Raw genomic sequence first — 12,419 nt, forward strand, 5'->3', positions numbered from 1 at the left:
CGGCGGCGGACTCAAATCCAGAAGGCCATGTCGCGCTCGGCGTCCTCGGGCCCCGAGCCCAGACCGCCCTCCCGCAGCCAGCGGCGATACGCCTCGATGTCGGCGTGGTGCAGGTCCGCCTCCGTGCCGGAGTAGACGCCTCCACCCGGGCCGTCCAGCAGGGCCTCGCGCTGGATGTCCATGATGACCACGTCCTGCTGGATGACCTGCCGCGTGTACCACCGCACCAGCGGCATCATGGCGCGCCCCACCAGCGCACCGGGGACATCCACCGGCAACCGATAGCTGATGGCCGTGTAGACGAGGCTGTCCGTGGGCCCGATGGGCGTGCACTGCGAGTTGATGACGAAGCCGTGCTCGCCCCACAGGTAGTCCACGCGTGTGACATTGGGGACGTAGAACTTGTCCGTGTGAAGCAGCGGCAGTCCGCGCGGATTGAAGAGCCGGCCCAGGCCCGTGACGGTGTCCTGTGCCTGCTTGTACGTCACCAACACGCTGCCCGCCGTGCGCCGCACCGTGGCCGGCACTCGCTTGCTGGCGGGCCTGCGGAACCAGCCCGGATGCACGAAGAGCGTGTGCGGGACGTCCATGAAGTTCTCGACGAGGTTCGTCACCCCGTTCGGGAAGCGCGTCACCATGAAGTAGACGGTCCACCCCTCCTGGTCCCAGTAGGGCACGCGGAACGGCGCGGACCGCGCGGGCTCGGCGCCGCCCATGTAGACGAAGACGAGGCCGTCCTGCTCCAGGGTGGGAAAGCGCGTCAGGCGTCCCAGCGCGCAGGGCGCGGTCGCCAGTCCCTCCCGCGCGCAGGCGTCGGCGTCGAGCAACTCGCTTCGCTGCGAGGGCCCCAACGAGGGCACCTCCACCACGGCGCCCGACGCGTCGTAGACCCAGCCGTGATACGGGCAGCCGATGCGGCCATTGAAGACCGCGCCCCGAGACAGCCGCGCGTTGCGGTGCAGACACCGGTCCCGGAGAGCGGTGGGCTGCCCATGTACGTCACGGAAGAGGACCACCCCCGTGCCAAAGAGGGTCCGCGCCAGAGGCTCGCCTGGCTTCAGTTCAGTGGAGAGACACGCGACGTACCAGAAGTCCTTCAGCGCGCCACAGCGCGTGAGGTCGGCTTCGGCCTCCAGGTCCACGTTGGGGGTGGGCGAGGTGTCGCGCGAATGCAGGCGCAGTGGCGGTCTCATGTGGAGGCTCCGGAGAAATGGTCCGACCAGCCCGTCAGGCGGTGCAGGTCCACGGGCTTGATGTCGCCCGCGCGCTGGCCCAGCGCGACGCAGCGAGCCTCATAGCGGCGAGCCCCGTCCACCACGCGCACGGCACGCACCGGACCGAGCTGTCCCAGGGCGCGCGCGTAGCGGTAGTGGTGTCCCTCGCAGAGAGCGTGCTCCACGGCCTCCGCGGCGGCGGCGAGCCGTGAGGCAGGGGCGTCCGTCTCCAGGAACAAGACGTAGGACGGCGCGGGAGTCCACTCGGGCGCCAGCATGGAGAAGCCGGGGCGCGCGCCGCCAAAGAAGTCCGGAAGCACGGCATCCAGCACGGCCCCCACGCGCGTGCTGGCGAGCTTCTCGCCCACCAGGTCACAAACGGCGTCCGCTCGGCCGACGAAGCGAAGGCAGGGCGTCGCGTGTTGGAAGCCCTCCACGCGGACCCGGTCGCCCAGGCGGTAGCGCAGCAGGCCACCCGAGGTGGACAACAGCACCGTGTACGTGCGGCCCTGCTCCAGCTCGTGTGCGAGGCGCGGTCGCGCGGTGGGCTGCTCGCTGTCGATGAACTCGAAGAAGTGGCTGCGCACCGCGAGCACGGGGGCGGGCGCATCGAAGAGGGGCACGGTGACGACGCCCTCCGTGGCCAGCAGCCCCTTGCCCTGCACCTCCACGCCCGGAAAGCGGCGGCATGCGGCGGGCAGTGCGTGGGCGGCCTGTGCGTCCGTCCACATGCTGAGGAGCGACAGTCGAGGCCACAGCGCGCGGGCGCTCCAGCCACCTCGCAGCACCTCACGCAGCAGCGAGGCCCGCTCCGGGCGCGGAGAGAAGCGCATCCGGGCCAGCACCGCTTGCATCGAGGCTTCATCGTGCGCGGCGCCGGACGCAGGCGGCCGGCAGCGCCCTCGCGTCAGGTCATCGGCCAGTCGCTCCCCGTGCCGCTCCAGCGCGTCCATGAGGAGCGTGAGGAAGCTGGGGTTCCACACGCTGATGAGAGACAGGTCCTCGCGGGCGACGAGATGCCAGAGCGTCACGTAGCGACAGGACTCCACATCCGGCAATGCCCCCACTTCACCAGGCACCGCGAAGATGCGGGACAGCAAGGGGCGCAGCACGCGCGAGAAGTAGGCGCTGTCCTCCGCGCTGCCCACGGGAATCCCGCCCGCCGTGCGGGCCTGCTTTCGCGCCAGTGGGGAGATGGACCAGTAGCTGGCGCCCTCGCGCAACGCGGGCCGGCGGTGGAGCAACTCGAAGAGCATGGGGGCCAGGGCGCGCTGGAACTCGGCCAGGAGCCCGCGTGTCATGGGCACCCGCTTGCTGGCGCCCGAGGAGCCTCCAGAGAGTTCGAAGCGCAGCACCGGCTCACGCGTGAGCACCCGGGTCTCGCCCGCGGCGATGCGCTCCACGTCCGGAGTCAGCGCGTCCGGTGTCACCCACGGCACGGCGGCCTGGAAGTCACGGGCGTCGCGGATGCGGTGGAAGCCAGGAATGCGCTCCGCCTGCACGCTGCCCACGGCCGAACGAAGCACCCGCTGCAGACACACCGCCTGCGCGGCCTCCGGATGGCGCAAGGCCTGGTAGAAGCGCAGCGCGGAGGGAGAGAGCACGGTCCGCAGGCCGCTCAGCGGCAGGGAGGAAGCACTCACGACGGCCTCACGTCCCCACGCGGACACCGGCGTTCCGCAGCCCTCGCCGGGCCCAGCCGCGAAGCTGTCCGGACACACTGCGCCCCAGCGCCAGGAAGAGGTCCCACCAGCGAATCTCCACCAGGCACACCAGCTCCTCGCCCTCGCCATGGCGCGGATTGCGCTCGGCGAAGAAGGCGATGTCGGGGTGCAGCGCCGCCGCGCGGTCGATGGGCGCGACGCCATCCCGCACGCGGTAGTGCGCGCCCTGGAAACGGAGCGTGCCTCGCGACGCGTCGTACTGCGCGCCGAACCAGCGGGCGGCCAGCGCTTGCAGAAAGTCGGCGCGGCCGGGAGGCGGCGTCCAGTCCCGCCGAGGCATCGTCCTGGGGAAGTAGTTCACCGCGAGCAGGTACGTCCTGAAGCCGGCGCTCAACAGCAGCCAATGCACCGGGCGCAGGGGATGGCGGAGCTTGCGCGACAACACGAAGCGCCCGAAGCACACCTGCAACACCTTGTGACCCCACCAGTCGGGGTGGATGACCGTGTCGCCCGAATACACCACCTCCACCCGCTGCCCGCCCGCGAGTTCCTCGGCGACGCGCAGCGTGCTGAACCCCACCAACTCCCCGCCTCGCCGCGTGTGGAGGAGGATGACGTATTGCTTGGCGTCCAGGTCCTCGGCGAAGCGCTCCGGCGACACGCCCGTGTAGCAGAGCTGCATCAGCGCCAGCATCTGCCCACGCTGCGCCTCCGTGAGCGCATCACGCCGCACCGTCGAACCCTTGAGCGGCGACATCATGGCCGGGCACGCCCCTGCAACACCTCCGCGTCAGGAGGCTGCCGAAGCTCATGCGTGCGGTCCGGCGACAGCGACACCTCCTGCACGTCGCCCCCGTACCAGTGCACCCGCGCCGTCACGAGCCCCGAGTACCGGCCCAGCCCGAAATGCAGCCGGGCGTCCGCCGATGCGGAGAAGCCTCCCATCAACCCCACCTCCTGCACCTGCTCCACGCGTTTGCCCGCCTCCTCGTAGGAGACGACCACCCGGGTGCCCACCGCGCTCCGGTGCGTGCGCCCGCCATGCCCCACCAATGTGAGGCCCACGAAGTGCGCATCCTGGCGCCCCTCCGAGCGCAGCGTGTTGCGATACAGCGACACCGGCCCGTGCTGATTGGTGATGAGCGCGTCCAGGTCGCCATCCCCATCCAGGTCCGAGAGCAGCACGCCTCGCGAGTTGTCCGGGTCGTCCAACCCGAGCTCGCGCGCCAGGTCCACGAAGTGTCCGGGCTTCGCGTCGCCCAGGTTGAGGTACGCGCGGCGCGCTTCATTCGGATAGATGGTGCGACCCCGGATGTCGCCCCACTTGTCCGCGTACGTGTGGACCTCCGGGCCGGACTGCATCAGCTTGTGGTTGACGTACCAGTAGTCCTTGCGCTGGCCGTCGGGGATGCGCCACCGCGCCGCGTCCAGGCGGTCATCCACCATGCCATTGGCCTGCACCAGGTCCGGCCAGCCGTCGTTGTCCAGGTCTCCCGCCGCCGCACCCCAGCCGAAGCGCCGCTCGTTGAGCGCGCCGCGGAAGGTGGCCTCGTCCCGGAACTCCGGCGTGAAGGCGTCCTTCCCGGGGCCCACCATCCACAGCAGGCTGCCCTCCGCCTGGAGCGAGTGATGGACGTTGGAGACGTACAGGTCCAACCAGCCGTTGCGGTCGAAGTCCGCCACGGAGGCATTCATGCCCTTGTACGTGTCCTTTCCAATCTCGCCGAAGAGCCGGCCCGCCACGCGGCGGAAGTGCTTGCCGCCCTCGTTGAGGTAGACGTCGTCCGGCCCGAAGTCGTTGGCCACGTACAGGTCCGTCCACCCGTCGCGGTTGAAGTCCACCGTGCTCACCGCCAGCGACCAGTGCGTCTCCGGCATGCCCATCGCGGCGATGTCCACCTTCTCGAAGGTGCCGTCTCCCTTGCCGCGATAGAGCGCGTTGAGCCCACCGTTGGCCGCGTTGTGCCAGCCGTCATGCATGAAGCGGAACATGCGGCGGTCGTCGGGGTGCTCGGGCTCGGGCAGCCGGAAGAGGTTGAGCGGCACCGGCGGCTCGTAGCCCGGCAGGTGCGTGGTCATCACGTTGAGCACGAAGAGGTCCAGGTGCCCGTCCCGGTCATAGTCCAGGAAGGTCAGGCCCAGGCTCACCGCGTGGTCCGTCACGCCCGCGGCCTCCGTCACGTCCTCGAAGCCCGCCGTGCCCGTCTCGCGCAGCGTGTTGCGCAGCAGCCGGACGGGCCCGAAGGCCACCGCCACCGCGAGGTCCAGGTCGCCGTCACCGTCCCAATCCACGAAGGTGCCGCCGCCCGGCAGGCCCTCTTCCTTGTAGCGCGTGGCGAAGCGCTCCAGCGCGGGCACGGGCACCCGTTCGAAGCGGAGGTCGCCGAGGTTGCGATAGAGGCTTGCGTGGTCCTCGGGCCGCGCCAGCGGGTGCGTGAGGAACAGGTCCGGCCGGCCATCCCCGTCGTAGTCCCCCACGGCGACGGAATCCCCCACCGCCACCAGCCACTTCGCGACATGCCCCAGCCGTGGGTCCAGCTCCTCGAGCGTGTTGCCCATGGTGGAGTCGAGCCCCGCGGCCCGCGCCTCCACGCGCTCCATGCGGAAGTCCAGCGGCGTGGTCCGGACGCCGGGCGTGGCGGCCAGGGTGTAGCCACCCACCATGAGACCTCCCAGCCCGCCCACCACCGCCGCGCGCTTCAGCCAGCCGGAGGACACCAGCGTGCTCAGCGACTCGCGCAACCCGCGCTGCCAGGCGGCTCGCGCGTGGACGAAGAGGAAGCGGACCGTGGCGCACGTGAGGGCCGCATAGAAGAACGTGTAGACGCTCTCCTTGAAGTGCAGCACCAGGTCCACCAGCGTCACCGCCAGCGACAGCAGGATCTGCCCGCGCCGCGTGCCCGGAGACGTGGCCGGGTCGGTGAGCATGTAGAAGACGAAGATGAAGAACGACGGCGCACCCAGCGTACCGAGGAAGAGGACCTCCGGCGGCAGGTGGTGCCGGAGCACATAGGCGCGCAGCGCCGTCTGGAGCGCGTAGAAGAAGAGGAAGCTGACCACCAGCCACCCGCGCCCCACCCGAAAGAAGAACAGCACCAGCGCCGCCATGAGGATGAAGGCGGAGAGGGCCACCTCGCCGTTCGCCCACTGGTAGGCGGGCGCGGCGGTGATGAGCTCGCGCGTGAAGAGCAGCGACATGGCCACGCCGAACATGGACGGGTTGAAGACGTGGCGCCCCTGGAAGGTGAGCACGTACTTCGAGCCGATGGCGATCCACACCGGCAGGAGGAGCAGCCAGCTCGAATGCGAGTAGTTGAGCAGCAGCGCCAGCGAGCAGCAGGAGATGTACGCGCTCAGGGGGACGACCTTCTGCCGCTTCAGCCCCCAACCCAGCGCGACGTCCAGCGCGCTGCCCGTCACCACGATGGCGGCCATCTGCCACGGGCTGCGGTTGAAGCCGAAGAAGGTGAAGCCGAGCACGCCGTAGAGCGTCAGCAGGAAGGCGAAGGGCAGGCGCGGGTCGTTCCAACGAGGCCAGACCCAACCCCAGCGCTCGACGCGCGGCGCCGTGTGTTGCGGGATGTACACCTGTGCAGCCGGGCTCACCCCGGGACCAACGCTCATGGAAGCCCGCCTCCCGCCGAAGCGCGTCGCCGCGCGCGTGCGGAGCGTGCCCCGTGGAGCGCGCCCTGTCCAATCAGGTCAGGGGCTTGCAAGCGCCCCTCCTGTCCATGCATCCATGCCATGCCCGGGGCATTGCAAACTCCGGGCACAGGTCCTTCAGCACGCGCGCTTTCCGATGCCCTCTCCGCACACCCGAGCCCTTCTCGCCATTCTGGCCGCTGTCTGCATCGTGGCGGCGGCCGGGTTCCGTCACGCGCAGAATGTGAAGGGCTCACGCGGCGGACGCATCTCCGGCCCCAAGCTGGCGTGGCTCTTCTACGCGGTGTTCCTGTGGTTCCTCGCGTGCCCGCTGGTGGCGCTGGACGTGGCGGTGCCGGCGGAGGCGCGAGGCGTGCTGGGCGCGTTCGCCGCCTTCATGTGGCTGCGTGGCGTGGCGGAGCTGTACCTGCTCTACGGCGTGAAGCGCTGGCGGCCTCCGTATGGCGTGGCCCATGACGTGGCGTGCATCGCGCTGGTGCTCGGCGGCCTGTTCTGGGGCCGGGCGCGGTGGCTGGGCGTGCTCGGCCCCGAGGACCTGTGGGCCCTGGCCTTCCTGGGCCTGGTGCTCGTGAGCCTGTTCGTCGAGGTCGCCTACGCGGCCCTGTTCTTCCACGCCGTGGAGGGACGCACCACGGGCGAGGACGGCATCTGGTTCGCGGACGAAGAGCAGGCCCGGTTCCGCCGCATCAACCGGCTGACACTTGCGCTCAACGTGCCCCTGTTCGCGGGACTCGTGGGACTGCTGGCGGTGGGGGCGTGGTAGGCGAAGTGACGGCACGCTCGGAACAGCCTGGGGCATGACTGCTACACTGCGCGTCTGCGCTGGCGCAGCCGGACCTCCTGCCCGCCGAGTCGAAAAGCCATGGGACACCCCACCCTCGAGAACGAAACGCCCTTTGCCTTCGACATGATGGGCCTCGCCGACGAGGACGGGCGTCCCCTGCTGCTGCTCGTCGTGAAGGCCACCTATGCCATGGGACCCTCCGGGCTGAAGCTCGCCGACACGCAGGCGCCGGTGACGTGGAGCGGTGAGTCCTGGGGCAAGCCCGGCGAATCCAGCGACAAGTTCGAACCCGAGAGCGCCTTCATCAAGCTGGCCACGGACGTGGCGCTGATTGGCCATGCCTACCCGCCCCAGAAAGGCGCCACCGAGGCGCTGGTGGCGCTTCAAGTCGGGCCGCTGAAGAAGGCCGTGCGCGTCGTGGGCGAGCGGACCTGGTTCAAGAGCATGGGGCACGTCACGGCCACCAAGCCGCTCCCCTTCGACAAAATCCCGCTCACGTGGGAGCGCGCCTTCGGCGGCTGGGACAAGACAGACACCGCGAAGCCGGCCTTCGAGCCGCGCAACCCCGTGGGCGTGGGCTTCCGCGCCAGTCCTCGCCACTTCGAGGAGGGGCTGAAGCTGCCCAACCTGGAGGACCCCGCCACGGAGCCCCTGCGCCACTTCGGTCAGAAGGTGGTGCCCGCGGGCTTCGGCTTCACGTCTCCCCATTGGCAGCCTCGCGCCCGATACGGCGGGACCTACGACGAGGCCTGGAACAAGACGCGCAAGCCCTTGCTGCCCAAGGACTTCGACCGGCGGTTCTTCAACGCCGCCGCGCCGGGCCTCATCGCTCCCGGCTACCTGAAGGGGGACGAGCCGGTCATCATCGCTGGCGCCTCTCCCAAGGGCCGGCTGTCCTTCTCGCTCCCAGGACAGTCCGCGCCGGTCGTCATCGTGACGCTCGCGGGCGGCAAGGACGCGACGCCCCCCATGCACCTGGACACCGTGACCCTGGACACCGATGAGGAGCAGGTGACGCTCCTCTGGCGTGGACACGTCACCCTGGCCGAGGGACTCCACGATGTGCGGGGCCTGAAGGTCACCGCCCAGGGTGCGCGCGCGCCCAAGGCGGCCTGAACGGAGCCTGCGTAGGGACATGTCTCCAGCGGCGCCGCCGCGCTCCAGCTTCGCGGGGGCCTGGCTCGCACCGCGTGGCCCCGCCAGGGTATTCTGTTCCCCTGGAGGTGACTGGCATGGCGGTCAATACCGGTGTGAACAAGATGTCCGTGGTGACGAAGGACAGCGGCGGCGTCACCGTGGCCTTCCCGGATGTTTGCAAGACACCCAGCCCGGCCGGGCCCGTGCCCATCCCCTACCCCAACGTGGCCCAGTCCTCCGACACCGACAAGGGCACGAAGAAGGTCTCCGTGGCCGGCAACCCGGTGTGCGTGAAGGACTCCAACTTCAAGATGAGCACCGGCGACGAAGCCGGCACCGCGGGCGGGGGCGTGGCCTCCAGCAAGACGAAGGGCAAGGCGGAGTTCGTCAACTTCTCCTTCGACGTGAAGTTCGAAGGGAAAAACGTGGCGCGCGCCTTCGACCTGATGCTCCACAACGACAAGAACACGCCGCCGTTCCCCGTCATGCAGGGGCCCGTCATCGCCATGGGTGGCAATGAAGGCAAGCCCCAGTGCCTTGTCTGCGAAGAAGACATCTAACAACGCGCCACGATGTCACCTCCTCCCGGTAGCCCCCTTCCCTCCGAGCGGCACGACGCATCCATTCGGATGGACATGGCCAGAGACTTCCTCGCGGACGCGTCCTTCTTCTGGACGCTGCGTGAGCAAGGGCTCCTCGCCCCCGACTATTCCCTGCAGGAAATCCAAGCAGGGCCCGAGCAACGGCTGCTCGCGTGCCTGGACGCGTTGCTGCTCGGTGGTCCTCGGGTCACCCGGGAGTTGTTGCTGCCAGCGCTGTCGTCGGACGAGCCGGAGCAGGTGGCCTGTGCCGCCAGCGTCCTCCTGTCACAGCCCGGGCAGGAACACCTCGGCGCCGTGCTCTCCACGCTGGCGGACGAAGGCGGTGCCCATCCTTCGAGCCACGGAGCCGCATGGGCGCTGGAGCTCCACCCAAGCCCTCGCGCTGTTCCCCAACTCCTCGCGTTGCTCGATGAAAGCGCCCCCGCCGTGCAGGCACGGGTGCTCGACATCCTGACGGCGTGGGGGACGGCTCCCTCCCGGAAACTGGATGAGGCCGTTACGTCGAAGGACAGCGCCCTGGCCCAGGCGGGACTGCGCGCCGCCCGTCGCGTCCCTTCCCGGCTGGAACGCGCCGCGCTTCAACGAGCCCTGGAGTCCAACGACGCGGAGGTTCGCAACACGGCGCTGGAGACCGCCTTGCGTCTGGGCCACGGCTCCGCATGGCCCCACTGCGTCGACGCCGTCCGTCGCAAGGATGCAGGCTGGGGACCTTCCGCGGCACTCCTCGCGATGGGGGGCGACCCTCAAGAGTTGGACCTGCTCCTGAAGGCACTCCAGGAGCCAGCGCTGCGAAAAGAGGCGCTCTGGGCGCTGGGGCTCAGCGGGCGCGTCGCCGCCGTGGGCCCCCTCCTGGAGGCCATGAAGGACGAGTCGGTCTCTCAGGTGGCGGCGGAGGCCTTTTGCGCCATCACCGGCCTCGTCCTCACCGGACCGTTCGTGTCGGAGGCGGAGCCCTGGACCCCCGATACACCCGAAGATGAAGAAGCGCCGCCCCTGGGCCCTGAGCACGCCCTCCCCGTGCCTGCGCCGGGAGCCGTGGCGAACTGGTGGCAGCAGGTCCAGAAGGATTTCTCGCCCCAGGTCCGATACCTCGGCGGGAAGCCCTTCAGCACCGAGACGCTCCTCGATGCCCTGATGACGGGCCCCATGCGCAGACGCTCAGCACTGGCGCTCGAGCTGGCCATCCGGAGCCAGGGCGCATTCCAGCTTCGGGTCCGCGATTGGGCTCCGAGGCAATGGAAGACACTCCAGGCAGCGAAGGCGGGCTTGCAGGGGCGATTGCCGCTGGGGCCATTCCGCGCCTTCTCGCCGTCGGCCGTCCTGGCTGACGAGTCCCCCATTCAAGCGGACGCACTCTTCCAGCGCGTGGTCTGGCAGCGCCCGCCCCCACCGGGTGCGCTCGCCATCACGGGCCTTGGGATGGTGTCGTCGCTGGGCGATGGCGTGGTGGGGAGCTGCGCGGCCGCTCGCGTGGGCGTGGCCCGGCCAGACGGGCTCGAGGACCTCACCTTCGTGGACGAGGACTCGGGTGAGTCGCTCCCCGTGACGGGGCATGCCATCCCGCACCTCACGCAAGGGTACGCGGGCGTGGGGCGCCTGGTACGGCTGGGGACGGTTGCCCTGGCGGACCTCCAACACCACTCCGGCATGCAGGCGGGGCCGCGCACGGGCATCTTCCTCAACCTTCCCAGTGGCTTCCTCCTGGCGGCCGCGGAGCGACAGGAGCGACAGGCCGCCAGCGAAGAGACGGAGCCCGACGGCGAGGCAGAGGACGCTGATGCCTCCTCTGATTTCGACGAAACGCCGCTGCTCGCCGAGACACTTCGCGAGCGCTACGCCGAGACACTCCTGCCCCGGCTGCTCGCGCAGGCCGCCGTACCGGGGGGCGTCACCCAGCAGGCCGTCTTCTTCGGAGACTCCCCCGGCTTCGTCACGGCCATGCGTGCCGCGGAACGCGCGCTGCGGTCCGGCGCGCTGGACCGATGCATCGTGGGAGGCATCGACAGCATCGTCGAGCTCGAGTGGCTGGACGCGCTGGACGCGCTCCGAATGCTGAAGACGCGTGAGCGGCCCACCGGGCTGATGCCTGGTGAGGGCGCGGCCTTCGTGCTCCTGGAACTCGCGGACGCGGCCTCTCGCCGCGGCACGCCGGCCGTCGCCTACGTCGACGCCATGGCTGCGTCCTCCGAACCCGAGCACCTGTTCGCAGGCAAGCCGCACGTCGGCGTGGCCCTGTCCTCCGTCATCGCGGAGGTGCTCGGGAGCCTCGAGGACCGTGGCCAGACGACGGGGCTCGTCATCGCGGACCTCGACGGCACCGTGCCCCGAGCGCAGGACTGGGGCTACGCGCAGCTACGGCTGAACAGCGCGCCCCTGAAGGAGGCTGTCACCTGGTACCCCGCGGATGTGTGGGGAGGGCTGGGCGCCGCGACCGGTGCCGTCGCGGTCTGCATGGCGGCACGCGGGTTCGCGAGGGGCTACCTGCCCACGTCAGGCGTCCTGACCTGGCTCTGGGGATGGAACGGGGAGCGGGCAGCCTTCCACCTGCGCCCGCCCTCCGCACGCTGAGGCAGACGTCAGCGCGCGAGCCGAGGAAGCATCCGGTACTCGGGGTGGGTCCGCAATTGCCGGCCCTCCGCCAACCGGAGCAGGGCGAGACCCTCGACGAAGATGTGGCGCTCGGTCTGGAAGCGCTCTGGGTGGGACGGCACGCCCGCGTCCTTGAACTCTTGGGCCCGCTCAACCAGCAACTCATCCAGCGCCAGGTCGAACGCGTTCTGGTCCGCTGACGCGAGGGCTTCGCACACGGCGAGCCGCGTGGAGCCCGTGTCGGCGGAGCACTGCTGGAAAGCGGAGAGGGCACGCTCGGCCCCAGCGGAGAGCCCCTGGGTTCCCGCGAGCAGGAGTTCGTGGAGGAAGTCCGCGTAACGGAAGTCATCCTCGAACTCGTCCTTCTCCGACCATTGGCGGGGCGAATGCCGGGCGATTTCCTGCGCCAGGCCGGCCTCGCCCGCGGCGAGCGCATCGAACAGCGGCTCCGTGCGGCTGGCACACGCGAACCGCCCTGGAGTCGCGTCTGAACGCGCTTGGGCTTCGGCCAGCAAGTCCCTGCGAGCGGTGGCGGACTGACGCAGGCATCGCTGGAAGGCGAGCGTGTCCGCCTCCACCAGCAAGGTGCTGATGGCGGCGATGCGAAGGTACGTAGAGAGCCGCGTCAGCAGCGTCTCTCGCTGGATCGCTGTGAGCGGCTGCTTCAGCCCTTTCTCCAGCTCCTCAACCGCAAAAAACGCATTCTCGCGAATGAAGTCCATCTTCAGCATCGACGAGCCCCCGCTGACTGTTCCAGCTTCAAGGT

Annotated in this window: 9 protein-coding genes; 4 read left to right on the forward strand and 5 right to left on the reverse strand. The window is 69.7% G+C overall.

Annotation, left to right across the window (positions count from 1 at the left end):
* Positions 1 to 11 precede the first annotated feature (11 nt).
* Genes BLU09_RS30495 through BLU09_RS30510 form a run of 4 tightly spaced genes read right to left on the reverse strand, consistent with a single transcriptional unit; the run spans position 12 to position 6,502 of the window.
* A complete protein-coding gene (locus BLU09_RS30495; RefSeq protein ID WP_090493716.1) occupies positions 12 to 1,193 on the reverse strand; it encodes an aromatic ring-hydroxylating dioxygenase subunit alpha in 1,182 nt (393 codons plus the stop codon).
* On the reverse strand, positions 1,190 to 2,857 hold the full coding sequence (locus BLU09_RS30500; protein ID WP_090493962.1) for a GH3 auxin-responsive promoter family protein: 1,668 nt from the start codon (positions 2,855 to 2,857) through the stop codon (positions 1,190 to 1,192). Before BLU09_RS30500 ends, BLU09_RS30495 begins: the two co-directional genes overlap by 4 nt.
* A 7-nt stretch (positions 2,858 to 2,864) precedes the next feature.
* A complete protein-coding gene (locus tag BLU09_RS30505) occupies positions 2,865 to 3,638 on the reverse strand; it encodes a hypothetical protein (RefSeq protein WP_090493718.1) in 774 nt (257 codons plus the stop codon).
* Positions 3,635 to 6,502 carry an FG-GAP-like repeat-containing protein gene (locus BLU09_RS30510; RefSeq protein WP_090493720.1) on the reverse strand — a complete coding sequence of 956 codons (2,868 nt, stop codon included), beginning with the start codon at positions 6,500 to 6,502 and terminating at the stop codon, positions 3,635 to 3,637. The genes BLU09_RS30505 and BLU09_RS30510 overlap by 4 nt, the downstream gene beginning before the upstream one ends.
* 175 nt (positions 6,503 to 6,677) lie before the next feature.
* Between BLU09_RS30510 and BLU09_RS30515 the strand changes: the two genes are divergently transcribed.
* From BLU09_RS30515 to BLU09_RS30530, 4 genes are all read left to right on the forward strand, one after another.
* Complete coding sequence (locus BLU09_RS30515) at positions 6,678 to 7,304, forward strand: hypothetical protein (protein ID WP_090493722.1); 627 nt, start codon at positions 6,678 to 6,680, stop codon at positions 7,302 to 7,304.
* Positions 7,305 to 7,403: 99 nt separating this feature from the next.
* Complete coding sequence (locus BLU09_RS30520) at positions 7,404 to 8,441, forward strand: DUF2169 family type VI secretion system accessory protein (protein WP_090493724.1); 1,038 nt, start codon at positions 7,404 to 7,406, stop codon at positions 8,439 to 8,441.
* A gap of 116 nt (positions 8,442 to 8,557) precedes the next feature.
* Entirely contained in the window at positions 8,558 to 9,022 is a 465-nt protein-coding gene (locus BLU09_RS30525; RefSeq protein WP_090493726.1) for a DUF4150 domain-containing protein, read from the forward strand.
* Between the two features lie 75 nt (positions 9,023 to 9,097).
* Positions 9,098 to 11,632, forward strand: a complete 2,535-nt coding sequence (locus tag BLU09_RS30530; RefSeq protein WP_167371194.1) for a TIGR02270 family protein — start codon at positions 9,098 to 9,100, stop codon at positions 11,630 to 11,632.
* Positions 11,633 to 11,640: 8 nt separating this feature from the next.
* On the opposite strand, the gene BLU09_RS30535 is transcribed toward BLU09_RS30530, so the two are convergent.
* Positions 11,641 to 12,375: an immunity 49 family protein gene (locus tag BLU09_RS30535; RefSeq protein ID WP_167371195.1), complete on the reverse strand. Its 735-nt coding sequence runs from the start codon at positions 12,373 to 12,375 to the stop codon at positions 11,641 to 11,643.
* Positions 12,376 to 12,419 lie beyond the last annotated feature (44 nt).

The sequence above is a fragment of the Myxococcus virescens genome (assembly GCF_900101905.1).
Taxonomy (GTDB): domain Bacteria; phylum Myxococcota; class Myxococcia; order Myxococcales; family Myxococcaceae; genus Myxococcus; species Myxococcus virescens.